Below are 26,280 nucleotides of genomic sequence, written 5' to 3'. Positions count from 1 at the left end.
TGAAGGTGTTAAAGAATTATCTGATGAAATAGATTTATTAAAAAAGCAAAATGAAGTTTTAGAAAAAAAAATATCCAAATTTGAAAAAAATACATCAACTAGTTCCTTAGCGTCAAATCAATCTATTCCTTCACTTTTCCAAAATTATCCTAACCCATTTAAACAAAATACAGATATTAAATTTTATTTGCCAGAAGAAATTAACAAAGCAGAATTATTAATTTTTAACATGAATGGCATTCATATTAAAACACTTCCAATTATAACAAAGGGAAACAGTTCAATAACTATTTTAGGTAATGAACTACAACCTGGTATGTATTTCTATTCATTAATTGTAGATGGAAAAGAGATAGATACAAAACGAATGATATTAACAGAATAATTTTCTTTATAATTTATTGATAATAATTTAATTAAAGGGTTTTATGCCCTTTTTTTATTTCCATAAAGAGAATAAAGAAAATGATACAACAGAAAATTTATCAGATACAAATAAATATATTGAAGAATCAATCAGAAAAGTTTATGACATATTAATATTTTAAATACATTCTATTATTTGCAGTTTTTATTTCTAAAAACAAAATATACGATACCTATACTTGTAGCTTGTATTGTTAGTTTTATTATAAATATTATTGTGATGCCATCATTTCATTTATTAAAATATTACGTTAATGAATCTGAGATTTTTGAAGAACCGATAATAACCCAATATAAAAATAATGAAAACGAATAATAGTTTCACAAAAGGGATAAGCCTGGAGTCTTTTAAATAAATCTTTTATTTCATAAAAATATGTAGTTTAGAATAATGTTATTTAACCAAAAAAATAGCTTAAAACTTTTTTATTGTCCTAAAAATAAGGGATAATATCAATAATAAAAAAGATGAAATATATGTTAAATGCTAATGTTGATTTGCGATTTCGAAAATATTTTTACCTTTGCACGCTTTAACAGCAAACGTTCTTACAGACATTCTTAAATGATTTAATTTTTATTTTAGAATGAGAAGAATACAATATTAATCAATGCTTAAAACTCATTAACATGTTTGATTTCGAAAAGTTGGATGTATATCAGGTAGTAAAGGAACAAAACAATAAAGTAATTCAGTTTCTTAACTCAAATAACGAAATAGATTCTTTGTTAAAAGACTATTGGAAAAAATCAAGTTTAAGTAGTGTTTTAAATTTAGCCGAAGGTACAGGCAGAAAGAATACAGACGAGAAAAAAGATTTTCTTACATCTTCAAGAGGAAACATTTTTGAGGCTGCCACAATTTTACAAACTGTAAGAGATCTTGGTTGGATTGATGAAATGACTTATATGGATTTTTATGATGGTTATGAGAAGGCTTCAAAGATGTTATTAGGAATGTATCGTAGCTATAGCAAAAGAGATCAGCAACTTATTCCTCAAGAAGAAAATTTTAATTTATAATAGTAAATTAAAAAATCTCTAGTATATTTGCACCTCTTTTTAAAGAGATTTAAAAACGTTCATTAATTATTCGGGGTATAGCGCAGTTGGCTAGCGTATCTGCTTTGGGAGCAGAGGGTCGCAAGTTCGAGTCTTGCTACCCCGACAAAAAAAAACGGCATTAGCCGTTTTTTTTTTGCTTTATACCAAAAACATGAAATTGTTCATATTAATATTCGGAAAAAAATATATATTTGACAAAATAAAATATGTTTAATAACAAACTAATATTATGAGCGAAGTACAATATAATGCACCCGACTATTATTTAATGGACGAATTGCTTTCAGAAGAACACAAACTTATTCGTGAATCTGTTAGAGCATGGGTTGATAGAAGAGTTAAACCAGATATTGAAGAATATTTTGAGAAATCTAAATTTCCATCTCATCTTATTAAAGAAATGGGCGAAAATGGAATGTTTGGTCCGTTTATTCCGGTTGAATATGGTGGTGCAGGTTTAGATTATATTGCATATGGAATAATTATGCAGGAATTAGAACGAGGTGATTCAGGCATTCGTTCAATGGCATCTGTTCAAACTTCTTTAGTTATGTACCCTATCTACGCTTTTGGAAGCGAGGAGCAAAAGAAGAAATTTTTACCAAAATTAGCTACAGGTGAATTTATTGGTTGTTTCGGATTAACAGAACCAAATCATGGTTCCGATCCCGGAAGTATGATAACAAATGTTAAAGATAAAGGCGATCATTATATTTTAAATGGAGCAAAAATGTGGATAACTAATTCTACAGTTGCTGATGTTGCTGTAGTTTGGGCAAAAGATGAAGAGGGAATTATACGTGGTATGTTGGTTGAAAAAGGAACTAAAGGATTTACTGCTCCGGAAACTCATGGGAAATTATCTTTACGCGCTTCAGTTACTGGAGAGCTAGTATTTGATGATGTTATTGTACCAAAAGAAAATGTTTTTCCTAATGTTAAAGGTTTAAAAGGACCAATGTCATGCCTTAATTCAGCAAGATATGGTATTGCCTGGGGTGTTATTGGTGCAGCAATGGATTGTTATGATGCCGCTGTTAGATATGCGTTGGAAAGAAAACAATTTGGAAAACCAATAGCCGGATTTCAATTACAACAGAAAAAATTTGCTGAAGCATTAACTGAAATTACGAAAGCTCAGTTATTAGTTTTAAGGTTAGGACAACTTAGGAATGAAGGAAAATCAACTCCAGGGCAGATTTCAATGGCTAAACGTAACAATGTTGCAATGGCATTAAATATTGCAAGAGAAATGCGTCAGGTGTTCGGAGCAATGGGAATTACTAATGATTTTCCAATTATGCGACACTCTGCAAATCTTGAATCTGTAATTACTTATGAAGGTACACATGATGTTCATTTACTTATTACTGGGCTCGATATTACCGGAATTCCTGCTTTTAAGTAATTTGTTATATTTTTCTAACATAATTGTAAATGCCATATTACTATGATGTAATAGTTGTAGGTGCAGGTGCAGCAGGTCTTTTAGCTGCTGGCAGAGCTGCGGAATGTGGTACAAAAGTTCTGCTGTTAGAAAAAATGAACAGACCCGGCAGAAAACTTACTATTACCGGCAATGGAAGATGTAATATTACAAATACAGCACAACTTGGTGAGTTTATAAAACATATTGGACCGGATAACAAATTTGTTCGACCTTCTTTTTCGAAATTCTTTTCGAAAGATATTGTTAGTTTGCTCGAAAAAAATGGAGTTCCAACTGTAGTAGAGGATGAAGAATTTGTTTTTACCAAATCATGTAAGGCAATTGATGTAGTTAATGCTTTGTTGGAATGGAATAAGGAAATGGGTGTTGAAATTATTTGTAATTCAAATATTATTGATATAATTAAAAAAGATAATTGTGTTGAGTATGTTGTTAGTGAATCCAATGAAAAATATTATTCAAGAAGTTTAATTGTTACTTGTGGTGGAGCTTCTTATCCTGCTACAGGTTCCAGTGGTGATGGATACAAATGGTTTAAATCTTTAGGACATAAAGTAACGCCGATTCGTCCTGCATTAGTTCCATTGGAAACAAAAGGAAATACTGCTCAACAATTGCAAGGTCTATCTTTGCCTAAAACAAAAATAGTTGTATGGGTTGATGGAAAAAAGAAAATTGAAAGAGTAGGGGATATGCTTTTTACTCATTTTGGTATTACTGGTCCATTAGTGCATTCATTAAGCCGACATATTATTGAGGATTTACAAAAAGGAAAAAATATTGTTTTTGCATTTGATTTGTTAGCTGATATTACAGAAAATGAAATTGATGGTTATTTGTTAAATCAATTGAGTATTCATGGAAAAAAGTTGTTCTCTAATTTTATTTCATTGTATTTGCCACCAAAATTAATACCTGTATGTATAAATGCTACAGGAATTTTACCTGATAAAATTAGCAATAATATCTCTGCAGTTGAAAGAAAAAAATTAAGATTGTGGTTGAAAGAATTTAAAATAGAAATCTCTGGAAGCAGATCATTTGCCGAAGCAATGGTTACTTCCGGCGGTGTAAGTCTTGATGAGGTTGATTCAAAAACAATGCAGTCAAAAATAATTGAGAATCTTTTTATCGCAGGTGAAATATTGGATTTAGATGCAGATACCGGGGGTTATAATTTGCAAATAGCATTCTCTACAGGTTATGTTGCAGGAGAAAGTGCTGCGAAATATGTTTCTAGTAAAAAAAATCTATAATGTTGCTTTTATTCTGAATTTTAATATTTTGTAAAAAATGCAATAAGGTAAATTACAAATAATTATTTTTCGTATCTTAAAATAAAACCAGAGTCATAAATAGTAACATTAATAAAATAAGTCGAATATTGGTGTTTGTCATCCTGAATGTAGTGTAACGTAATGAAGGATCTGGTTAGAAATTCAAACCAGTTTCTTCGCTACGCTCTGAATGACATACTAAATTACCTTTTGTCATCCAGCCTTTAATATGTTTAACTATTAATAAATTTAGGATTAATTAAATTTTCAATTGAATAAATCTCATTCCACTTGTCTTGTGTTATAAGTTTTCTCTCAATAACAACAATTTCATGAACACTCTTTCCAGTTTTTAGTGCTTCACCTGCAACACTTGAGCTTTCTTCGTAACCTAAAATTGGACTTAATTGTGTTACAATTCCAATACTGTTCATTACCATTTTGTATGTTGCATCTGCATTTGCGGTTATACCATTTATGCATTTCTCAATTAAAGTAATGATTGCATTTTTTAAATACTGTATTGAAGTAAACATTGCAAAAGCAATTACCGGTTCCATAACATTTAACTGTAATTGTCCAGCTTCAGCTGCCATAGTAACAGTTAAGTCCTGACCAATTACATAAAAACATGTTTGATTTACTACCTCAGGAATAACCGGATTTACTTTTCCTGGCATAATAGATGAACCAGGTTGACGTGGTGGTAGGTTTATTTCATGGAACCCTGTTCTTGGACCAGAACTCAATAAACGTAAATCGTTACAAATTTTAGATATTTTTATTGCAGAACGTTTTAATGTTCCCATAATTTGAACATATGCTCCTGTATCGCCTGTAGCTTCAATTAAATCTGGTGCTAATTTAACTGGAACTCCACTTTCTTTTGCAAGGTGTTTTACACAAATTTCCGCATATCCTTTTGGTGCGTTTACCATTGTGCCAATAGCTGTAGCACCCATATTGACCTCTAAAATTAAATGTTGTGCTTCTCTTAGTCTGTGAATATCTTCTCCTATAGTAGTTGCATATGCATGAAATTCCTGACCTAAAGTCATTGGTACAGCATCTTGTAATTGGGTTCTACCCATTTTTAATACTTTTTTAAATTCTTTCCCTTTCTTTCTGAAAGCATCCTCAAGTAATGAAAGAACTTCAATATACCTGTTTAACTTAAAATATAACGCAATTCTGAACGCTGTAGGGTAAGCGTCATTTGTGGATTGCGAACAATTTACATGATTGTTAGGGTGTAAAAATTGGTAATCACCTTTTTTGTGACCAAGAAATTCTAAACCAAGATTTGCAATGACTTCATTAGCATTCATATTGCACGATGTTCCAGCACCACCTTGGATTAAATCTGTAACAAATTGTTCATGATAATTTCCTGCAATTAGTTGATCGCAACCATAACAAATTGCTTCAGTAGTTTTATCATCCAACACTCCACAATCTTTATTTGCAAGAGCAGCAGCTTTTTTAACATAACCTAGAGCTTTAATAAAAGTTGGTTGTTTGGAAAGTTGAATTCCAGTTATATTGAAATTTTCTAAAGCTCTGAAGGTTTGAATTCCATAATAAACATTATCAGGAATATCTAATTCTCCTAAAAAATCGTGTTCTTTTCTTGTTGTTTGCATTGTAGTTTATTTGAATAGTAACTTCTTTTGTCATTATGTCCTCCGCCGCGGCGGAGAAGTGAAGAATTTGTTACGAATTATTAATTGAATATTTCACCAAAGTTAAATAGGAAGTAGATTCTATTTTGATAATATCTATACGTTGTTATTAAATTCTAAACTTTAACTTTTTCTTCAGCTTCCTTTTCTTTTATTCTACTTCCTTTCTTTTGTGGATATGTTCCAGGAAGTATAACATCAATTAATTTCTTTCCCCATAAGCCTAACCTTACAGCACATGCCAAAGAGGCTAAACTTAATAAAATAGTGATAATTCCAAAATTGTCATACTTTGCATAAAATAACATAGCAAATGCAAGCACAAAAATTATGGCAGAAAAAATAATTTTAATTCTTAATAGTGGTGGTTTTAAAGATTTAAATCTTGTTAAACCATCTACTATTCCTGTTATAATTGCAATTACAAGCGTAAAAGGAAAAACAATAATTGAGAACTGTAACACATTAGAAAACATTTCGAAATAAAAATGGGGAAAGACTTTTATGAAAAAGATTAAAACAGGAATTAGAATTACAAATGTTTGAGATAAATGAATTGCAATTGGATGCATGTCAATACCCAAAAGCATTAACCTGTTTCTTGAAACTTTTTCTCTGTAAGGTTCAAAAACTTTTCTGGGTAATCCGCAAGCTGGACAAACATCGCCAAGCTTATCGGCTTCAATTACAAAACCGCAAGGCCGACATCTTACAAGCTCTTTCATAATTATTTTGGGGTAGATAGATACAATTCTACTATTTTAAACTTTAAATCAACTTTTTCTTTCCATTTATCTGAATTTGTTAATTCAAATTCTGATTTCATGATAAAATCTTTAAATACTGACATTATCTCAGCACGTTTATCATGTTTAAAAACTCTTTTAAATACTTCACCGGAAATAAGTGTTGGTTCTTTTTCCATGCAAATATCAAAACAAGCTTCAATAATTTTTTCGGCTAATTCGTTTAATTCTTTTTCTGTTAGGTTCATAAGAATTTATATTAAGTGATTTTATTTACTTCAAAAATAAGATTATTTTAAATAACATGCATGGTAAAATAGAAAGATATTATTTTGCTACTCTAAATTGGAATAGCAAATTTATATTTTTTATTGAAAAATTTAGAATAAAGTTTATTCGGGATTTAGCTTTGCTGAAATAATTAACTAGAACTAAAAAAATAGTCACCCTGAGGTGCTCGAAGGGCGACTATTTATAAGTTTATGGGATAAAAACTTTATCATCCTTCGAGTGCCTCAGGATGACGAAGTTTTTATTTTACACTTTCCACGTCTTTGTATAAGCAGAGCCAACTACACCTTTTTTACAAAGTTTAGTAGTCATAAAATCACCAGAGTGTTTTGCTTGTACAGAAATTGCATCAGCTAAAGTTGCTTTGCAAGAATTCTGAATACAAGCCATTATAGCTTTGCGTGCTTCAGTAATTGTTTCATCTTCGGTATTTGCAAGTCCGGAAACTTCAGTTGGAATATCAGAAATACTCTTTTCGTTTAGTTCACGTTTTTTCAAACCATGATCTGTGCCTGAAGCTAATTTCCATGCCATTTTTATAGATTGTTCCATGTTACCAGCATAGTCAGTTAACCAGCCTACAGAATCTTTTGCTTTTACTGATTTTCCGGATAAAATAAAATGTAGAAAATCTTTATAGTTAGCAGAATTCATTTTTCTTAAAGGCCAATGACAACCTTCCATTCCAGGAATTACAGGAAGTGTAACTTCCGGCATTCCAAGTGATGAATTTTCTTCGGCAATTAAATAATGGCAATGTACCATTAGTTCAAGGAATCCACCTAAACAACGTTTGCCATTTATAAAACCTACAGAAGTTTTAAAGTCAGAATTTAAACGACGTGCAGTAATTGACCATGCTTTGCTAAGTTCAATGCCAATATTTGCATTTTCAATTGCTGGAAAAAATTCAGTAGTATCGGCACCAACCATTTGAGTTGCAATATGGAAATCGCCGGTAATTATTACATTTTCTATTTTGTTAGATTTTAACCAATCGATAGCTCTGTTAAGTTCGGCATTTACATCATGGTTATAGCTTTCACGGTTAATTGAAATAACTCCTACCTTTCCATCATGCTCTGCATTAACATATAATTGTTGCCATTCAGGTGAATCAATTTTATCAAATACCTCAGGATACCATGCTTGTTTTGCGGCTGCCGGATGAAGTTTATGGTAATCGCTAACAATATTCCTTACAGCGTCAGCACCTAAGTTACGGGTAACAGCAAGAACTCCTTTACTGAATTGTGCACATAATTCACCAATTAAATTCATTTGCGAAAGATGTGAACGGTTTTCGTGTAACATCATACTTGTCATTTGGAAAAGAGGACCAAGTATCCATGCATTAAATTCAGCAGTTTCCTCTTCATTCATCGACCAATCAACCATTGGTCTGAAATGATCTAGTGGATACCAGTTCATTCCGCTATCTTTCTTCTCATTTAAAATATCGGTAGGTGTAAACAATTCACCGTAATGCTGACTTAAATGATGTAAACAAGACCAGGTTAAGAAATTTGCGCCGGCAGCACCAATTGCATCATGTGCTCTGAATGGATTTGGTCCGTAATATTTTCGAATATATTTATCTGTTTTCCAGAAAGGCATATTGGTAGCCTCATTAAATCTTGATCCTGCAAGAGTAAGTCCGCAGAATAAAACATCGAGCACAAATGCCCAGTTATCGCTAACCTGCATAGGGATTAAACCTAATGCCCATAGTAGTTTTGAGCTAGCTGATGGAGTTGGTTCAACAATTTCCCAAATTTTATTTACTTCGTGAGGAAATGCAGGGTGAGCAATTCCAACACCTAATTGAGAACTTGGGAATCCTGATGTAACAGACCAGATATCAATATCCGGAAAATTTTCTCTGAATGTTTTATAATGTTCTTTTTTAATATCAAGTATTTCTGGAATAGCTTCGAGTAAGAATTTTGGATTGTGAGCAGCTAATCCTTTAGGAAGAGTTTTTCCATCATATGAATATTTTATAATGTTACCCATTACTTTATTGGCATTTCCTTTACCAAATGCTTTTACTAATCCTGGATATTGTTTTGCAATACCATCCGAAACACCTGGAAAATCAAGGGCTACGATTGGAATACCGAAAGGCTCAAGTCTTGACCCTAATTGCATTGTCTTTCCTGCGCCAACTATTCCGTTTGCCCCAGATATAACTAATGCTCCTCTGTTATCAGCTTTCCCAAAAATTTGTTCTACCAATTCTTCTGCTGTTACAGGTAATTTTCCGTTCTGAAATATTTCAAATACAGAACCTAATCCTAAGGTCTGTAATGTTGACGATCTCATTTGATTTATCATAATTTTTCCTCCGATTCTTTGTTATGAAACTCTAAAAATACCTGCAGTACCAACATCGCCGGCAGCGCAACCAAAAACTAATACATAACCACCACCCAAGTCAACTGCTTCTTCCAATGCTTCGATAATAATTCTTGTTAAGGTTGGTGCTTGAGGATGTCCCCACACAAGTGAACAACCGGTGTTATTCATTTTTGCCCAATCGTAATTCATTGTTTTTGCAAAAATAGCATCGTTAACAGCAAAAGGATTATGGTTTTTAACAACTTTCATGTCATTCATTGTTAATCCTGTTCGTTGAAGTAATTTTTGAACTGCCATTCCGGGTGCTTCGGGCATTAATCCTGGTAATGTACGAACATCAATTTTTGCAATAAATTCAATATTTATTTCTGGTCTAGTGCTTAATTCTTTTGATTTTGCAGGAGACGCAACAAGTAGTGTAGCCATTCCATCTGCAGCATGAGTTTGTGTGCCTGATGTTACACAAGTATCTAATTCTCTTTGGTCATTAAGTGACTGTAAAGAAATTTCACGAACACCAACATCTTCACTGATTTTACCAAGAGATTTTCCCTGAACATTTAATACATCGAATGAGAATAGTACTTTATCCAGAAAACCAGAATTCTTTGCATTGAAATATTGTTTATATCTGAGATATGTTAACTCGTCGACTTCTTTTTTGTCGATTTTATATTTACGAGCAGCTAAACCGGCAGTTGCCATCATGGTTCCACCAGTTGAAGGGTCAAAATTAAAATTATCCCAAACGTCAGCAAGAACTTCAGTTCTTCTGTATGAGCGACGTTCTGGAAAAACACCAACCGGTGAATCACTTGTTCTGTCAAATGTTAAAACACCTGCAACATCGTATGATTTTGAATTTACTTCTGATCCGGCAAGAATTACTGAACTTAATCCGGTGGCACATGCTTGTTCCATTTGGAATCCGGGAATTCTTTGTCCCATGCAACTTGCAACAGCTGGTCCGTTCCAGAATTTCCAATGCCATGGAATTGTTGAACCTATAACAAGATACTCAAGTTCTTTTCGTGAAACTTTTCTTTTTCCTAATATATTTGCCATAGCTTCTCCTGCAAACTGACCTATATTTACTTCTGCTAATGGTGATGATTGCCATGCTGGAAAGTAACTACTTCCCCAGGTTCCGTATGGGATTCGTGCATTTGGAAACATTGATTCGACTACTTTCATTTTGTGCCTCCTTATTGATTGTTTATTTATTATTCTTGTTCGTTGTTAAATATTGTTTTCCAAATTGAGTAGAACGCATCCATAGGCTGCCATAAACTGAGATTTCTCAGGGCTATCACAATTTGGAAATCTTTTTTTAAATAAATTCACTATTAATGGATGATTGTCTGGGATACCTCCTGTAATTACTAAAAAATCTTCTATTGGTGATAATTCAACACTTCTGTCAATAACAGAATTGTAAATGCCGAGAATTATATTTGGCATTGTAGATCCTTTTTTAATCATTCCAACAATTTCAGAAACTGCAAACACTGTGCAGTAACTATTTATTTTTGTTTCTTCTGTAGCTTGTTTTGCTAATGAAGTAAATTCTTCAACAGAAATATCTAATCTGAATGCAATTTCTTCAATAAATGAACCTGTTCCTGCAGCACATTTGCGATTCATCTTAAATTTATCAACCTGGCCAGATTCGCTAACTGTAACATATTTTGTATCCTGTCCGCCTATATCAATGATTGAACATTTTTTATTGTAATGTTTGAAAACGGCATTTGCCAATGCAATAATTTCTGAGTTAGAGGCAAAAGGAATTTTTAATTCTTCACGACCATATCCACAGGTGTATACTGGGTATTGAATTTCATGGTCAGCTGAAAATTTATCAATTATTTTTTGAGCCGCTTTATTGAAATCAAATCCTGTACGTGTTAAATGATAATCAATAATATTATTGTTATCGTCAACTAATACACCTTTGGTAAATGATGAGCCTAGATCAATTCCTATTTTATACATAATTATATTTTATTTGCCACAAATTCACCAAAGCACAAAAATTCACGAAGAAATAATTAGTGAATTGTCTTTTGTGAGATTTAGCGATTTTGTGTTTTAGTGGCATAATTATTTTCTAGTAGATAATTGTTTTATAAAAGTTTCAATAGCTATAATGCTTTGTTCTTCACTATAACAACGTGAATCACATAAGTCACCATTTATCTCCAGATAAGGAATTTTATTTTTTTCATTTAGTCTGTTTTGCAATCCAAAGCGATTGTTTGAATTACGTGCACATGTTTTTGCATCGTGATAAATAATGCCATCAATTGAAAAATCAGTCATTAATTTTTCCAGAACATTTTGTTTTGCATCATCAGATCTAACAATAAACAATTTGCAATAAGCAATTGCAGATGACTCAAAAGGGTCTTTAGGATCTAGGTCGTCAAATACCCAGCTGTTACAATATGTAGATGCTACTACGCATGTATCGTGATGAGCAAAAAGTTTAGACATACTGCTGAGTTTATACCATAATGGCATTCCGTCCCAGTATAATCTTAATTTTTCATTAGGTATTGAACTAATATTATTTTTAATTCTTTCTTCTAATTCAGTAAGAAGAATTTTGTAGTAGTCAACTGCATATTGGGTTCCACGCATTACAACAATGGGGCCCATATGAATTGCTGAATCGAAAAAGTTAATAGGAGAGGGTTTATGTTTTGCTGTTTCAAGAACTTTGCGCCACAAGACACAACCTTCGTGAGATAAATGAACAGTTTCGCGGAATTTTTCCAAATCGAATTTTTGTATTGCAACTTTTTCTAATTCCGGAACTAAATCTTTAAACTGATTTGCAATTCCGTTTATTATGCTAGGTGTTAATTCATTTATCCAAAGTGGAGTATTTACTCCAAGTATTGGAACATTAAAATGTTTTGCATAATACATAAACCAGTCACCAACTTCGTGACATTGATTTGTGTTATAAACTAAAATGTCAGGTTTTGGAACAGATTTAAAACCATTTTTTTGAAGAGGTGTTTCGTTCTGTAAAAATGCACCTATATCAGCAGTTAAGTATGAACAAATATCAGGTGAGTAACCATGAGCAACAGCAGTAGGAATATATTTGTCTGCTAATTTTGAAGCTCCTAACATTGCACCATGATTTTCAGGAAAATAAACTTCAAAACCCATAGAATATAAAAGCTCTGCTGGTCCGACGCTTGTACACCATGCAATTTTTTTATTTCCGGTTTCAGCAGCAGTACTAAGACGTAAAAAATACTCGTCCATAGTTTTCCGTAATGCATTTACGGATTGTAATTTTGCTACTTCTTTAATTTCTTCACTCATGAAATATTGTTTACTGATTAATGTTATAAGTTCTATGCTGAATGTTTTATGTTCTTTGTTTTATTTTTACTATTTGTTGTATATTGTTTGGTCCGCCGCGGTGGATTGGAATTTGGTATTTGAGATTTTGTGTTTGTGACTGTTAGTTGTTTTTCCATTCGGCTTTTCTCTTTTCCATAAAAGAATTAATTCCTTCATTGGCATCATTTGTTTCCATTAAATCTTTTACAAAAAGATCATGAAAAACAGGTAGGTTTTTTAACATAAAATAATCAAATGACGCTCTTGCTGCTTTAGTAGCATAACGTAATGAAATTGCAGATTTTGGACATATGTTCTTAGTTATCCAAGCATCAATTTCACGTTCAAGAGTTTCTTTATCTTCGAAAACTTCATTTAACAGCCCAAGATTTTTAGCTTCTTCTGCATTAATTATTTTTCCAGTAATTAATAGTTCTTCAGCTCTTGCGTTACCAATTTTTAATGGAAGCATTATTGAAGCTGGAGGTGCAAAAACACCTAGCACAATTTCTGGCTGACCAAGTTTCGCAGTTTTATCTGCAAAAAGAAAATTACACATTAATGGTAATTCAAGTCCTCCACCTAGGCATTGACCTGAAATTTTTGCCATTGTAGGAATATGTAAATCAAGTAAAGTAAAAAATATTTTGTGAAATGTTGTTAGCATTTCATCAGCTTTTTCTTTAGTGTGTTCCTCAACACTGGCACCGAATGAAAAGTTTTTTCCTGCTCCTTCAAAAGTAATAAGCTTAATGTTATTGTTTGTTTTGAATGATTGAAGCAAAGGAATTAACTCATTCATCATTATATTGTCAAGAACATTGCCTTTTCCATCGTCAAGAATTATTCTTGCTACAGAGTTATCATGAGTGTACTCTAACTTTATTTTAGTCATCTTTCTTTTGTTGTATGTTAAATGTTCATTGTTTTGTGTTAAATGTTTCAAGTTCTTTGTTTTATGTTCAATGTCTTAAGTTAATCGTTCAATGTTTATCGGTTGCTGTTTTATGAAACTTTGTACCTCTTAAGTCCGAATTTTTAAGATACGAAATTAATCCTCCGGATTTTGAGATAATTTCTTCGCAGAGTTGAGAACTGATTTTAAACTCGCTTTCTGAAATATATTTCCAATCTAACGCACGATATAGCTGTGAACTACATTCTGAGCATGAACCTAAAGCAATGCTTAAAAAATTAACAAACTCTTTATTTCCACCTCTTCCGAATCCTTCTGCAATATTGTCCATTATTGATCCACTTGAAGATTTTATCTGATCTTTAAATCTAAAATCTTTAACAAAGCTTCCCTTTTCTGTAATTTCAAAAATATTATTACATAATTTACGAGCAAGTTGCCAAATTTCTAAATCTTCAAATTTTTTAAAAGTGGACATAACCTTTAGTTTCTATTTAATCGTTTATTTTTTTTTTTTGTTTCAGGTTCATTGTTCTTTGTTTGCTTTCATCGTTAACTATTCAATTAAAAGATAAATGTTTTGTTGAACATAGAACAAATAACATAGAACTTTTTAAACATTTTTATAGTTTGGTGAAGTAGCATTAATCAATTCATCATTCCACTCGTGACCTTTTGCAAGCATTTGACGAAGTTTAACAAAATCAACTTCGCGGTTATCTTTTGGTCCATCGTTGAAAGCTCGGAATCCAGCTTTACCTTCGGTCATCATGTTTAATGCTAACCAATCTCTGTGACCCTCTTTATTTATATCCCATAAATTTAATTTATGAATACGAAGAGTGTTTATTGTTTTGCTTAAACAGTTTGGCATTGTATAAAGCAATTTGGTGCAATATTTATCGACAACTTCATCTAATGCAGTTAAATCAACAGTACCAGATTTCATAATTTCTTTGCCATTTGTTAAATCTGCACCCGTTTTTGATTTTCCATAAACAAGTTGTCCTTTATCGTCAACCCATTTGTCAACTATCACCATTGGATTTGCAACGTATTCGCCATTCACTTTTAATGCAGGAACAACTTCGGTAAGTAATCCATATCTCAAAGCTTCATGAGCAGACCAAGGTTCGCAAACAGTACATGAGAACATTGCATTTTCAATACCTACAAAAAGTGGTAAGAAATCTGTAGCACCTCCAATAGGTGCACTTCCGTGTTTCGGTCCGGCCTGACCAAAACGAGCTAAATCCGAAGCTATTGAAAAATCACAAGCCATTCCAATTTCCTGACCACCGCCAATTCTCATTCCATTTACACGACAAATAACAGGCTTATCATGCATCAAGATTGATGAAACCATATCATTGAATATACGCATATATTGTTTATATTCCTGTGGATTACCAGCATAATATTCTGCATATTCTTTAGTGTTACCACCAGTACAGAAAGCTTTGTCGCCAACACCTGTAAAAACTACAGCAACTACACTACGATCGTTTGAAGATTCACGCATAGCAAGAATGACTTCTTTTACAGCACTTGTTGTATAAGAATTGTACTGTGAAGGATTGTTAAGGAATATCCAGGCATTAAATAATCCTTCGATTATATTTCCCTGGTTATCTTTTGCTGGTCGTTTTTCGTAAATAATTTCTTTGTAAGTTGTTTCAACTAAATTGTGGCTTGATAATCCTGACATAATTATTTATTTTTAAGTTGTTATTTTATTAAGAATTTATTGTCTTCGACTACGCTCAGACTGACGGGCAATCAGTCATCCTGAGCGGAGTCGAAGGATGACATTATTTAAAATCCGGAACTAATACTGAACGTTTTTTGTATTTATGTTCGAGAGTATTTTTAAATACTTCATTAATTTGTGACATCGGGAATGTTTCTACAAAATCATGAATTTTTAATTTTCCTGAAGCGATTAATTCAACTACTTCCGGGTATAATTCAGGTTTACAACCCCAAGTTCCGATTACTTTTGCATCGAATGCCATTAAGTTACTTAAACGAACTTCCGGTTTATCCATTGTAAATCCAACAACAGACAGTGTAGATGTATAAGTAATTAAATTATATCCTAATTCTTGACCAGCTTTTGTGCCGGAAACTTCAAAAATTTTCCATCCGTAACGTGAAACTCCTAAGTTCTTTGTTATTTCTCTTATTTGTTCTTTTACTGCTTTAATGTCTAATCCTTTCACGTTAAGAGTGGCATCAATACCATTTACTTTTGCAGTATTTAATTTTTCATCATCAATATCAAGTGCTAAAACTTTTGCACCCATTATCTTTGCAATCAGCGCTGCATAAACACCAACTCCACCAATGCCAATAACAATAGCTAAATCGCCACTTTCAAGTTCAGATTTTTTTATTACCTGATATGGAGTTGATATAGCATCAGCAATTACTGCAAGTTGTTCTAAGGTGTAGTTTTCTAAAATCTTTTCTGGAACAGGACATAAATATTTTGAAGGAACTTTAATATGTGATGCAAATCCACCATGGAAATCGTTACCTGGCATAAGCTGTTTCTGGCACATATTGCTACGCCCTTTTTTACAAAGTTCGCATTCGCCACAAGGTAAAACAGCAGGAATTATTACTTTTTTGCCAATCCAATGTGATGGTCCGGCAATTACTTCTCCTGAAATTTCATGACCTAATGTTAAGGGTAATTCCTTTTTTGTTTTAACTCCAAAATGCCAAAAACTTAAATCGGTATGACAAACTCCACAACCGGCTATTTTTACCAGAGCTTCACCTTCTGATAATTCAGGAAAAGCACTTTCTACTATTATAAAATCAGCTTTTAGCTCTGTCATCTGCCAGGAATACATTTGTCCTTCCATAGTATAATTTGTTATTTGTGTTAAATGTTATTGTTTATTCAAATCTGAAAGTGTCTTTTTTCTTGTAATTATTTACACCATTTTTATGTCCGATTGCATTAACCAGATTTGTGAATGTTAAATTTAACGGAGTTCGTATATAATGTTTTCTTCCGTATTCAACTATTTTACCGTTCATATAATCGATTTCAGTTTCTTTATTGTTAATTAAGTCAACTGCAAGAGAAGGCATGTGATTTCCGGCAGCCATTAAATAACGAATACATAATTTAACAAAGTTGTCAGGTAATTTAATCTCTTCTGCTTTGGCGACTTCAACGGCTTCGTATAAAATTTGTTCAACAATTTCTAAAGTGTCAGGGTGACTCATTGCTTCTTTCATTGTTAATCTGGAAATAGCACAAAGTGGACTAAGAGCTGCATTTAATATAGTTTTTTCCCAAATTTTATCAGCAATTACAAAAGAGTCAGCCATTCTTGTTTCAAGATTAACACTAGTCAATGTATCAGCTATCCATTGAGCCATTTCTTTTTGTGAATCGTCAATAGAGCCAACAAAATTAGGAGGATTAAAGAAATTAATGTTAACTACATTTGGAGCTTGTAAATTACCTGCATAGTTTACAACCATTCTGAAAATTTTTGAATCTGTAAAATGGTTTACATATTTTTTTCTAATATCAATTCCATTTTGAGCACTTAGTAAATAAAGATCTTTTTTGCCGCTTTTATCAAGTTCATCTAAAATTGTGTCAACATGGTAAGCTTTTACAGCACTAATTAACAAATCGAAATCATGCTCCATTAATTCTTCAATAGAATTATAAACATGCTTGAAATATGACTTTTTTTGAATTTTTCCGCACAATTCAATACCATGAGATCTTACTAAACTTAATTTCTCTCTGTCAAGATCGGTAATTGCTACTTCACATCCAGCTTCATTAAAATGAACAGCTAGTGTTTCCCCAATAGGACCTAACCCAATAATTCCAATTTTGGAAAGTTGTTTTTTCATATTTTTATTATTTAAGCTCTAAATATATTAATTTTTTAAAGTATTATTCTTGCATCAACAGCACAAACTCTGTCTTCGAAAGCAAATACAGGGTTTATATCAAGTTCTTTTATTTCGGGATTATCTGAAACAAGTTTTGAAACTCTTTGTATTAATTCAATTAATAATTTCTTATTAACCCCTTTGTTACCACGATATCCTGAAATTAATTTTGCTGCTTTAATTGTTTCAACCATTTCCTGTGCTTCAATATCTGATATTGGTGCAATATTAAATTTTACATCTTTAAATATTTCAACAAAAATACCACCCATTCCAAACATAATCAAATGACCCAATCCTTCTTCTTTTTTTGCACCGATAATTAACTCTAATCCTTTTGGTTGTTGTTTCTGAATAAAAAATTTAAGATCATTAATTATAAATTTTTCCTGCATTTCTTTTACAGTTTTTATTACCTGATCTTCATTTTCAATGTTTAAAGCAACACCACCAACATCGCTTTTATGGATTACTTTTTCTGAATCAGCCTTTATAACAACTGGAAAACCAATTTTAATTGCTGCTTCAACCGCTTCTTCTGCTTTACTTGCATTTCTCCATTCTGAAACAGGAATAGAGTAGGCACCTAGAATTGAATATACTTCATTTGCAGTTAAAACCTCACGATTTGCAGCTTTTGCCTTTTCTATTATTATTTTAGAAATGTTTTTATCAGAGTCAATAAACTGTTTTATTTCACCTTTTTTTCTTGATAAAATATCATTATATCTTACCATTGCTGCCAATGCTTTTGCTGCAGTTTCGGCAAAATCAAAACATGGAATTGAACCATCTTTTAATATTTTTGAAGTTTCCTGCCATTTTTGCTTGTCAGTCATGTAATTGCAGACAATTGGTTTTGTGCTGTTTTTTGCAGCTTCTGCAAATTCTCTTGCAACGCTTTCGCAATCTACAAATGGAGGGGTAACAAAGTTCACATATATATTGTCAACATTTTCTTCATTCATCATAACTTCAAATGCCGATTTAAAATGCTGTGCGTTAGCTGTTGCAACAACGTCCAACGGATTATTAATTGAAGCAGATTCGAGCATTGTGGTTTTTAAAATGGCTTTTGCTTTTTCTGAGAGTGGCGGAATTTCTAAGCCATTACTTACTAGCTCGTCTATTGCTATTACTGAAGGACCACCGGTATTTGTAATAATTCCAACTCTTTTTCCATGTGGAATGGGTTGGTATGCAAATGCAACTGCAGCATTACATAAATCTTCAAGATTTGTAAATGAAAGAATTCCAACTTTTTTGAAAACAACTTCCATTGAAATACTACCGGCTAAACCACCGATATGCGAACGTGATGCTTCTGCACCTTTATCTGTTCTGCCGGCAGTCATTGCCAAAATAGGTTTTTTAGCAGTAACTTCAAGTGCAATATCCATGAATTCTTTCGGGTCAGTCAAACTTTCAACATAAAGCACAATAGCGCGTGTGTTTTCATCATTCCCGTAGTGACGAATAACCTCTGGAATTGATACGTCAGATGCATTACCGTTTGATGTGTACATTCTCATTCCAATTCCCCAATCATAAAAAGCTTGCATTATAACTGCACCAACACCACCACTTTGTGCAACAACAGAAATATATCCTTCTTCTGGAAATGTGAAAGTGAAATTACAATATGCTTTATATTTTGGATCGGAATTTATTGTACCCTGACAATTTGGACCTATTATTCTTATTCCATATTTTTTTGCAATTGCAAGAAAGTCATTTTCAAGAGCCTGACCTTCTGCGCCCATTTCTTTAAAACCAGCTGTATTTATTATAATAGCTTTAACTCCTTTTTTTCCGCAATTTTCAACTTCTTCCGGAACAAATGTTGGTGGTATTACAATATGAGCTAAGTCAATTTCACCCGGAACATCGATAATAGATTGATAAGCCTTTAATCCTCTAATTTCATCTACTTTAGGATTTATGGGATATATAGGTCCAGTGAATCCATAATGTAATAAATTCTTGATTATTACATTCCCAATCGAAAGTTCCTTTACTGAAGCACCGATTAAAGCAATTGATTTTGGTTCGAAAAAAGCCTTTAAGTCATTCATAAACTTTCAAAATTAAAAATACTAATTTTAAAAAATTATTACATATATCACGTTTATTTTGAAGATAATTTTAGATGCCTGAAACCACCCCATATAGCTGCACCGAGTGCGCCTGCATATACTGCATCCGGATTTGAAGTAATAGTTAAGTTTAGCTTACCAAGCTCAGCAAGTTCATTAATAGCCTGAACCATTCCGATATTCATTGCCATTCCACCCGTTAGAGTAACAGGTGATTCTGCTCTTACCGATGTTAATAGTTTAACAACTTTATTTGCTATTGAAAGATGAATTCCTTTTATTATATCTGGTGTTGAAATTCCTCTTGAAACCATATTAATAACATCTGTTTCAGCTAATACTGCACATATTCCTGATGGTAATTCGGGTTTGGTAGATTTTAGAGATGTTTCTCCAACTTCTTCAATAGCTAAACCTAAATATCTTGAAATATTCTCGATAAATTGCCCTGATCCTGATGCGCATTGTCCGGTCATTTTATAGTCAATTACTTTACCAAAATCGTCAACTTTAATTGCTCTAACATACAGTGCACCTAGGTCAACAACTGTTTTTGCGCCGGGCGAAAAATAAATTCCTCCACGGGCATGGGTTGTCATACTGTAAAAATGACCTCGTTTTCTTGTAAGCATTTCACCTTCTCCAGTTGATGCAATGTATGCAATGTCCTTTATATTAAGGTTGTTTTTTTCCAGAAGATGGTCGATAAGTAAATTTGCAACCATTTCGGGATTACGTTTTCTAATTTTCTCGGAATCTTTATCAATAATAACAGGATTTTCTGAATAGTTCAGAAGAACCATTTTAATGTTACTACTTCCAACATCAACTCCTATTGTGTATAATTTGTTATCCATTTTTTAAAATTAATTTTAATCTTTATAACTTCTGCGTGCAAACATTGCACCGCCCAAAGCTCCCATAAAAATTGAGTCGGTGTGAATATTTATTTTAAGATCGTCACCGTAATTTTTTCTTACAAGTTCTGTAACATATTTTAATACAGCTTGGTTTCTTGCTACGCCTCCTGTAAATGTGAATTCATTTCTAACACCACCTGAACGCGCAAGTAAAGACATCGCCCTCATAACAATTGATTTATGTAAGCCTGCAAGAATGTCTGCACGTTCTTCGCCAACATTTAATAATTCTCTTATTTCTGCGGCTGCAAAAACAGTACATGTTGAGCAAATTGTTACTTCTTTCTTTGCGTCTGATGCAAGGGGACCTAATTCATTAAGTGAAATGTTAAATTCATCTGCAATATAGCCTAAATATCTTCCACAACCTGCAGCACATCTGTCATTCATGTGAAAACTTGTAACTAAACCATGGCTGTCAACCTGAATTGCTTTTGTGTCCTGACCACCAATATCCAGAACGGTTTTAGTATTTGGAAATACTGCATGGGCACCAAAAGCATGGCAAAGAATTTCCGATTTTATAGATTTCTCCGGAAATGGTAAAAGCGCACGACCATAGCCGGTACCAACCATGTTTGCTATATGTATATCCATGTTTGCAATAAAAGTTATGTGTTCTTTTATTGACTCGTGAACTTGTTTATGATTTCCTTTCAGGATATTCATTTCAATGTCGAACTGGATATCTGAAACCTCTGGATTTGTGTTTTCTAAATAAGAATATTTTTCATTAAGAACTTCAAGTGCTTCAAATATCAGTTCTTTAAAATCAAACTCAGTTAATTCATTTTCCACAGGAGTAATACTTTTATCGTAAATCAGCATCATTGGCTCAAAATATTCTTTGCCAAGTTTTGCAATTTCTTTATTGTAGCGTTCACTTACTATATCACGGAAAAACTGATTTTTATTTCCAAGATTTGCGAAAATAAATTCATGTCTTATTTCAGGAGCAATAATATTGAATATTGTTTTAACAAAATTAACAATAGTAGTTTTTTTCTCACCTTCAAAAGTAGAATTTATTGATTCGTCAAACTGAACAATTAGCTTATCTAATCTACGTTTAAACTGTAAATATTGAAATACAGATTCAATATCCTCAATATATTTTTTATATTCAGGTTTACTTTTTATTTCATCATCTAATTTCATTTTAAGAATTGAAAAACGGGCATTGTAAATTGCTTCCAATCTTGCAATTTCTGTTGCTACCATGTAATTTGCCCTAGTATTTGTTATTCCTCTTCCAATGATTTCATCCTGCTCGTTAATAATAACAGCCTTTGAAGTAGTTGAACCAAGGTCGATACCTAAAAAATATTTTTTCATTAATAATTATTTTTCTTAATTAAAAGATTGTTATGATTATTCTAAAATTAATTTACGTTGTTCTAACATTTGGAAGAATGATTCGAGACGATTTTTAATATTTGCATATGAAAAGTATCTAGGATCAACCAAATCAGATTCAATAAAACCAACTGGTATTTCCAGACGACGTTCCAGTTGTTGCATAATCATTAACTGACCTGCCGAGAATGAATTACAGCTTTTAATTGAATTAACGAGAAATCCATCTGCATGATAATCAGTAATACATTTACTTAAAAGTTCTACACGTTGTTCAAGGTTTAGATTTGTATAACAATTCATACAGTAATCGGCAAGACTTTCCAATGGTTTATCCGGATTTACACGGAATCCCATATCGTAAACTCCACCAACTTTTGTATATGAAGAAGCTACAATAACGGCACCCATATCATAAAATAATTTCCAGAATTCGCGAAAGTGTGTCCAGTTGGGTGGACCTTCAACCACTAAACGGAAACGTTCTTTCTCCATTTCACCTTCAGGTGTTATAGGTCCTAATCCATTATGAACTCTGTCCATAATTTCTTTGTATAGCTCATTATAATAATCTATAGCTTCAGGAGTTCCTCTGAAACCATTATTTATAGGTCCGATATAATATACTCCTGCAAAATAAGCATCAATAGGTGAGGGACGGTTTTTAGTTGTATCAAATATTTTGATTATTGTTTCTTCAACTTTTGAGGAATTTGCAAGTATTTTCTTTAATTTTTCTTCGTCATATTTGTTACCTGAAACTTTTTCCATTTTTGGTATAACTTCTTCTTTGAGTTGTTTTACCATATATTGCGTCATTTCTGGAGTAATTTTATGACCTTCCTGATATGGAGTGTGAAGTAAAGCAACTGGTACATTTGGGTAAAGTCGTTTTAATGTCTCGAACCATTTCATAAATGTGAAACAGCCGGTATAGCTTAATAACAAAAGATCAGGTGCCGGAATCTTTTCACCTGATGGTCCAATGTTACCATTAATCATCATACCAACATCACATTTAACGTAAGTACAAACATCTTCTGAATGTCCCAATTTTTCTGCATCAAGTATGAAGCCTTCAGATTTCTTTCGCATACCGGATTGAAGTGCATTAATTTCAGGATAAACAGGAAGCATGTCGAAAGCAAGAATAAGCTCTGAAATATTTCCGGGAACAAAAGTATAAACAACTTTCTTTCCGGTTTCTTTAGCATTTCCCAACTCCTTTAACAATCCTGCAATCATCTCTTTCTGGATGATCATGCTCTTTTCTTTGCTAACAGATTTTGACATATTATTTATTAATATTTTCTTCTTTAATTGTGATTTAATTAAGCCCAAAGTTTAATTGAGTCTGAAAAAGTTCCGACCTGTTCTTTAATTACCTTAAACTGACCGGTGTTTTCGCTGTATAAAAAGCTTATGTAACGAACGTTGTTATCATCGCAGGCTTTTTGCAAAATAGGATGATCAAGTAGAGCTGGGTCGCAGAAACTTGGAGCTGCAAAAATGATCCCGTCTACGTTTCTTTCTTTCAATTGAGTTAGTAAGCGACCTTCTTTTGGATTGTCTACATCATAAACTGACGAAGAAAATGTGCTTTGTTCGAGGTAAGCTCTAACTATAGAATCTAAAGGTGAGTATTTTGTTGTATTTATATCGCCTTTTATCCATCTTGAACCAAGAAGAAAATCGTCTTCAATAATATAACACCCTGCAAGCTCAATTGTTTTTATTAAACTTAAGGGAGGTTGTTCGCAGAATGCACCAATTACAAGAACTCTTATTTTATCATGAGGTTCACCGTTTTCAACTTTTAAAAGATTTACAACTTCTTCTAAAATGTCATTATGTTCTTCAACCGGAATTACAAAACCGGCACGTACAATATTATATATGTCGGCAGCAGTAATTCTCCATGGAAACTCTGATCTGATATTGTATATTTCTTCAGTTAGTTTTCTGTTTTTATTAAATAGATCAATTGATTTTTGAAGACGCTCAGGTGTAACTTCAATATTATTTATTTTTTTAATCTCATTTAATATATGTTGAAGCTCTGATTTATAAAATTCACCTCCGACTTCAGGTAAGAAGTTTTGAGGAAAGTCCATGTATTTCACAAATTTACCTTTACCAAAAAGCTGAAACATTCCGGATAGATTCCTTATTACATCACAAATTGACGGAAATATAAATCCGTCAAAATCTTCAAGATGATTATCAAGTACTAATTCTACAATCCCACGGGGCATATGACACACATATGATTGATAGTATGCGTCACCCTTAATAATCTGCTTCTTATCTCCACCGCCAAGTATTCCTACCGCCAAACCATTAGCTGCATGAACTATTTCTCGCGGAAAGTAAATAGGCATATATCCAACCAAAACTCTGCTATTATCCTGTTTCTTCCATTCTTTTGCTCTGGTAAAATTCAGGTCAAAAGCTAGTTCATTACATTTTTTAATTATATCGTTTAATGCTTCCAAAATAAATTAAATTAAATTGATTGGTAATTAATTTGTTGAAGAAAAAGTAAAATCCTAATAGGCAGATTGTAAGCGCGATAATAAGATTGCTCCTTAATTAATCAACTACCAAATATAATAATATTATTTAAAATAAAAATGTTATTTAGCATAAAATATAAATATCGTGTTACTTTCTTGTTTATAGTAAATTAAATAAATATTCAATTTTTTAATATTTAAATTAATCAAATTTTAATACAAGTATTTTTACAATTAGATTAGTTATTTTATTCTGATATTATATTTTTGCCTGAAAATCTTATTTCCTATTTTTCTTACATTTACCAAGTTTTTTAAATTTTAATTTAATGAAGAGTTTATTTTTTTTAGGAATTTTTTCATTGTGTATTTACTTTAGTTCTTGTAATAGTAAATCCAAAAAAGATGTTGTAAAAAAGGATGTTGTTGCAAAAAATGATAGTATAAAAGTAAAACCTATAGATTCATTAAAGTGGGAAATTGAGCAATTTCTTACAGATAGCACAATTCGTCATGCTTCTGTAGGAATTATAATTGCTGAAGATTCGATTGATAATGTTATTTATCAATATAACCCGCAAATAAGTTTAGTGCCGGCATCAGTATTGAAATTACTAACAACAGCTACAGCATTGGAAGCCCTTGGTGGGGGAATGTCATTTAAAACCACTTTACAATATAATGGTAATATTTCTGAAGGGCATATATTAAATGGTAATATTATTATTAAAGGAGGTGGTGATCCGACTCTTGGCAGAGTTGATGAGTCAAATATTGTGTCGAAATGGGGAAATGCAATTAAAAAATTAGGAATAGATTCAATAAATGGAAAAGTTATTGGTGATGCATCGGTGTATGAAGATGAACTTGCCTGCCCCACATGGAGTTGGGGTGAGGTAGCAAATTATTACTGTCAGCCTGCAAGTGGTTTAACTTTTAATGATAATGTTTTTGAACTTAGGTTTAATGTTACTAACAAAGCAGCATTATATTCCAGTTCAGGAAATATGAAACCTTATGTGCCTGGAATTAGATTTAATAATTTTTCTCAGGGAGCAGGAATTGGCGAACTTGAAACTTATTTTTTAGGTATGCCATACGGAAAGGAATTTGATATTCAAGGTTATTATCCAAATAGTCAGGGAAGTTCTATGATGGTTGGAACTATGCCCGATCCTGCTTTGGCTGCAGCATATCAATTAAATTTCTGGTTAAAAAGAAATGGTGTTAAAGTTTGTGATACAGCAACAACTATTCGTGAATTAAAGTTGCATAGAATGGATACTGGTGGTGAGCGTAAGGAAATTATAACAACCTTCTCTCATAGTTTGTACTCAATTATTTCTGAGACTAATCTTGTTAGTAGAAATCTTTTTGCCGAACATATTTTAAAGCATTTAGGTTTTATGAGAAGTGGTAAAGGAAGCAGACAGTCAGGATTAAATTATGAAGCTGCATTCTGGAAAAATAAAAAAATGGATACAGGTGGTTTGTTTTTACATGATGGTAGCGGGATAAGCAGATATAATGGCATTACTGTTTCACAACTTGCTTTTGTGTTATCACATATGAAAAATAAGAGTCAGCATTATGAGTCGTTTAAAAATACTTTACCAGAAGCTGGTAAAACAGGTACAATGCGACGTATGGGGAAAAATACTCTGGCAGAAGGAAGAGTTTTTGCCAAGAGTGGAACAATGTCCAGAGTTTCTAGTTATGCGGGTTATGTAACAACGATTAAGGGAAAGACATTAATTTTCGCAATTATTACAAATAATTTTACCTGTTCTCTTGCTGAAATTAAAGAAAAGTATGAGAAGATAATGATTAGAATGGCAGAATGGGAAAGAATAACAAAATAGAATTATAAATTTTGAAATAG

22 protein-coding genes and 1 tRNA gene are annotated in these 26,280 nt (G+C 32.4%); 6 read left to right on the top strand and 17 right to left on the bottom strand.

All coding sequences use genetic code 11. From position 1 onward, the window contains the following. The 5 genes from HY951_07450 to HY951_07430 all read left to right on the top strand — a co-directional run. The coding region (locus HY951_07450) for a T9SS type A sorting domain-containing protein (GenBank protein ID MBI5539876.1) at nt 1–385 on the top strand (385 nt) is incomplete at its 5' end. 671 nt (nt 386–1,056) lie between these two features. Beyond that, entirely contained in the window at nt 1,057–1,449 is a 393-nt protein-coding gene (locus HY951_07445) for a four helix bundle protein (protein ID MBI5539875.1), read from the top strand. A 71-nt stretch (nt 1,450–1,520) separates the two neighbouring features. After that, a tRNA-Pro gene (locus HY951_07440) sits at nt 1,521–1,594 on the top strand. Between the two features lie 126 nt (nt 1,595–1,720). Then, on the top strand, nt 1,721–2,899 hold the full coding sequence (locus tag HY951_07435) for an acyl-CoA dehydrogenase family protein (GenBank protein MBI5539874.1): 1,179 nt from the start codon (nt 1,721–1,723) through the stop codon (nt 2,897–2,899). Nucleotides 2,900–2,928: 29 nt separating this feature from the next. Continuing rightward, complete coding sequence (locus tag HY951_07430) at nt 2,929–4,197, top strand: NAD(P)/FAD-dependent oxidoreductase (GenBank protein ID MBI5539873.1); 1,269 nt, start codon at nt 2,929–2,931, stop codon at nt 4,195–4,197. Nucleotides 4,198–4,451: 254 nt separating this feature from the next. Here HY951_07430 and aspA read toward each other — a convergent pair whose 3' ends face one another. From aspA to bcrC, 17 genes are all read right to left on the bottom strand, one after another. Continuing rightward, entirely contained in the window at nt 4,452–5,861 is a 1,410-nt protein-coding gene (aspA, locus tag HY951_07425) for an aspartate ammonia-lyase (GenBank protein MBI5539872.1), read from the bottom strand. Nucleotides 5,862–6,016: 155 nt separating this feature from the next. Further along, entirely contained in the window at nt 6,017–6,625 is a 609-nt protein-coding gene (locus tag HY951_07420) for a hypothetical protein (GenBank protein MBI5539871.1), read from the bottom strand. Between the two features lie 2 nt (nt 6,626–6,627). Beyond that, nucleotides 6,628–6,894: a hypothetical protein gene (locus HY951_07415; protein ID MBI5539870.1), complete on the bottom strand. Its 267-nt coding sequence runs from the start codon at nt 6,892–6,894 to the stop codon at nt 6,628–6,630. Nucleotides 6,895–7,183: 289 nt separating this feature from the next. Continuing rightward, complete coding sequence (locus HY951_07410) at nt 7,184–9,262, bottom strand: enoyl-CoA hydratase/isomerase family protein (protein ID MBI5539869.1); 2,079 nt, start codon at nt 9,260–9,262, stop codon at nt 7,184–7,186. Between the two features lie 33 nt (nt 9,263–9,295). Then, entirely contained in the window at nt 9,296–10,492 is a 1,197-nt protein-coding gene (locus HY951_07405; protein ID MBI5539868.1) for a hypothetical protein, read from the bottom strand. A 45-nt stretch (nt 10,493–10,537) separates the two neighbouring features. Continuing rightward, nucleotides 10,538–11,293 (bottom strand): hypothetical protein, encoded by a 756-nt coding sequence (locus tag HY951_07400; protein MBI5539867.1) that lies wholly within the window; start codon nt 11,291–11,293, stop codon nt 10,538–10,540. A gap of 108 nt (nt 11,294–11,401) precedes the next feature. Then, nucleotides 11,402–12,640: a 2-hydroxyacyl-CoA dehydratase gene (locus HY951_07395; GenBank protein MBI5539866.1), complete on the bottom strand. Its 1,239-nt coding sequence runs from the start codon at nt 12,638–12,640 to the stop codon at nt 11,402–11,404. A gap of 142 nt (nt 12,641–12,782) precedes the next feature. Continuing rightward, on the bottom strand, nt 12,783–13,556 hold the full coding sequence (locus tag HY951_07390) for an enoyl-CoA hydratase/isomerase family protein (GenBank protein ID MBI5539865.1): 774 nt from the start codon (nt 13,554–13,556) through the stop codon (nt 12,783–12,785). An 88-nt stretch (nt 13,557–13,644) separates the two neighbouring features. Continuing rightward, nucleotides 13,645–14,055, bottom strand: coding sequence for a four helix bundle protein (locus tag HY951_07385; protein ID MBI5539864.1), 411 nt, complete (start codon nt 14,053–14,055; stop codon nt 13,645–13,647). 135 nt (nt 14,056–14,190) lie between these two features. Further along, nucleotides 14,191–15,285 carry a 6-oxocyclohex-1-ene-1-carbonyl-CoA hydratase gene (gene oah, locus HY951_07380; protein ID MBI5539863.1) on the bottom strand — a complete coding sequence of 365 codons (1,095 nt, stop codon included), beginning with the start codon at nt 15,283–15,285 and terminating at the stop codon, nt 14,191–14,193. Nucleotides 15,286–15,388: 103 nt separating this feature from the next. Then, nucleotides 15,389–16,450: a 6-hydroxycyclohex-1-ene-1-carbonyl-CoA dehydrogenase gene (gene had / locus HY951_07375; protein ID MBI5539862.1), complete on the bottom strand. Its 1,062-nt coding sequence runs from the start codon at nt 16,448–16,450 to the stop codon at nt 15,389–15,391. Between the two features lie 34 nt (nt 16,451–16,484). Next, a complete protein-coding gene (locus tag HY951_07370; GenBank protein MBI5539861.1) occupies nt 16,485–17,468 on the bottom strand; it encodes a ketopantoate reductase family protein in 984 nt (327 codons plus the stop codon). 35 nt (nt 17,469–17,503) lie between these two features. Next, the gene (locus tag HY951_07365; GenBank protein MBI5539860.1) at nt 17,504–19,585 is read right to left on the bottom strand and encodes an acetate--CoA ligase family protein; all 2,082 of its coding nucleotides are present in this window, start codon (nt 19,583–19,585) and stop codon (nt 17,504–17,506) included. Nucleotides 19,586–19,638: 53 nt separating this feature from the next. Continuing rightward, on the bottom strand, nt 19,639–20,463 hold the full coding sequence (gene bcrD / locus HY951_07360; protein ID MBI5539859.1) for a benzoyl-CoA reductase subunit D: 825 nt from the start codon (nt 20,461–20,463) through the stop codon (nt 19,639–19,641). Nucleotides 20,464–20,478: 15 nt separating this feature from the next. Further along, entirely contained in the window at nt 20,479–21,861 is a 1,383-nt protein-coding gene (locus HY951_07355; protein MBI5539858.1) for a benzoyl-CoA reductase subunit A, read from the bottom strand. Nucleotides 21,862–21,897: 36 nt separating this feature from the next. After that, the gene (bcrB, locus tag HY951_07350; GenBank protein ID MBI5539857.1) at nt 21,898–23,175 is read right to left on the bottom strand and encodes a benzoyl-CoA reductase subunit B; all 1,278 of its coding nucleotides are present in this window, start codon (nt 23,173–23,175) and stop codon (nt 21,898–21,900) included. A 38-nt stretch (nt 23,176–23,213) separates the two neighbouring features. Further along, nucleotides 23,214–24,377: a benzoyl-CoA reductase subunit C gene (gene bcrC, locus HY951_07345; GenBank protein MBI5539856.1), complete on the bottom strand. Its 1,164-nt coding sequence runs from the start codon at nt 24,375–24,377 to the stop codon at nt 23,214–23,216. Between the two features lie 350 nt (nt 24,378–24,727). Between bcrC and dacB the strand changes: the two genes are divergently transcribed. Beyond that, nucleotides 24,728–26,260: a D-alanyl-D-alanine carboxypeptidase/D-alanyl-D-alanine-endopeptidase gene (gene dacB / locus HY951_07340; GenBank protein ID MBI5539855.1), complete on the top strand. Its 1,533-nt coding sequence runs from the start codon at nt 24,728–24,730 to the stop codon at nt 26,258–26,260. Nucleotides 26,261–26,280 lie beyond the last annotated feature (20 nt).

It is taken from the genome of Bacteroidia bacterium, from assembly GCA_016218155.1.
Classification (GTDB): domain Bacteria; phylum Bacteroidota; class Bacteroidia; order Bacteroidales; family GWA2-32-17; genus GWA2-32-17.
This window is presented reverse-complemented; position numbering and strand designations above follow the sequence as displayed.

Coding starts and splice junctions, on each gene's coding strand:
- HY951_07405 (MBI5539868.1), bottom strand. CDS start 10,492: ATGAAAGTAGTCGAATCAATGTTTCCAAATGCACGAATCCCATACGGA.
- HY951_07420 (MBI5539871.1), bottom strand. CDS start 6,625: ATGAAAGAGCTTGTAAGATGTCGGCCTTGCGGTTTTGTAATTGAAGCC.
- dacB (MBI5539855.1), top strand. CDS start 24,728: ATGAAGAGTTTATTTTTTTTAGGAATTTTTTCATTGTGTATTTACTTT.
- HY951_07355 (MBI5539858.1), bottom strand. CDS start 21,861: ATGAAAAAATATTTTTTAGGTATCGACCTTGGTTCAACTACTTCAAAG.
- oah (MBI5539863.1), bottom strand. CDS start 15,285: ATGTCAGGATTATCAAGCCACAATTTAGTTGAAACAACTTACAAAGAA.
- HY951_07410 (MBI5539869.1), bottom strand. CDS start 9,262: ATGAGATCGTCAACATTACAGACCTTAGGATTAGGTTCTGTATTTGAA.
- HY951_07430 (MBI5539873.1), top strand. CDS start 2,929: ATGCCATATTACTATGATGTAATAGTTGTAGGTGCAGGTGCAGCAGGT.
- HY951_07415 (MBI5539870.1), bottom strand. CDS start 6,894: ATGAACCTAACAGAAAAAGAATTAAACGAATTAGCCGAAAAAATTATT.
- HY951_07445 (MBI5539875.1), top strand. CDS start 1,057: ATGTTTGATTTCGAAAAGTTGGATGTATATCAGGTAGTAAAGGAACAA.
- HY951_07370 (MBI5539861.1), bottom strand. CDS start 17,468: ATGAAAAAACAACTTTCCAAAATTGGAATTATTGGGTTAGGTCCTATT.
- HY951_07390 (MBI5539865.1), bottom strand. CDS start 13,556: ATGACTAAAATAAAGTTAGAGTACACTCATGATAACTCTGTAGCAAGA.
- HY951_07385 (MBI5539864.1), bottom strand. CDS start 14,055: ATGTCCACTTTTAAAAAATTTGAAGATTTAGAAATTTGGCAACTTGCT.
- had (MBI5539862.1), bottom strand. CDS start 16,450: ATGGAAGGACAAATGTATTCCTGGCAGATGACAGAGCTAAAAGCTGAT.
- bcrD (MBI5539859.1), bottom strand. CDS start 20,463: ATGGATAACAAATTATACACAATAGGAGTTGATGTTGGAAGTAGTAAC.
- aspA (MBI5539872.1), bottom strand. CDS start 5,861: ATGCAAACAACAAGAAAAGAACACGATTTTTTAGGAGAATTAGATATT.
- HY951_07435 (MBI5539874.1), top strand. CDS start 1,721: ATGAGCGAAGTACAATATAATGCACCCGACTATTATTTAATGGACGAA.
- HY951_07365 (MBI5539860.1), bottom strand. CDS start 19,585: ATGAATGACTTAAAGGCTTTTTTCGAACCAAAATCAATTGCTTTAATC.
- HY951_07400 (MBI5539867.1), bottom strand. CDS start 11,293: ATGTATAAAATAGGAATTGATCTAGGCTCATCATTTACCAAAGGTGTA.
- bcrB (MBI5539857.1), bottom strand. CDS start 23,175: ATGTCAAAATCTGTTAGCAAAGAAAAGAGCATGATCATCCAGAAAGAG.
- HY951_07395 (MBI5539866.1), bottom strand. CDS start 12,640: ATGAGTGAAGAAATTAAAGAAGTAGCAAAATTACAATCCGTAAATGCA.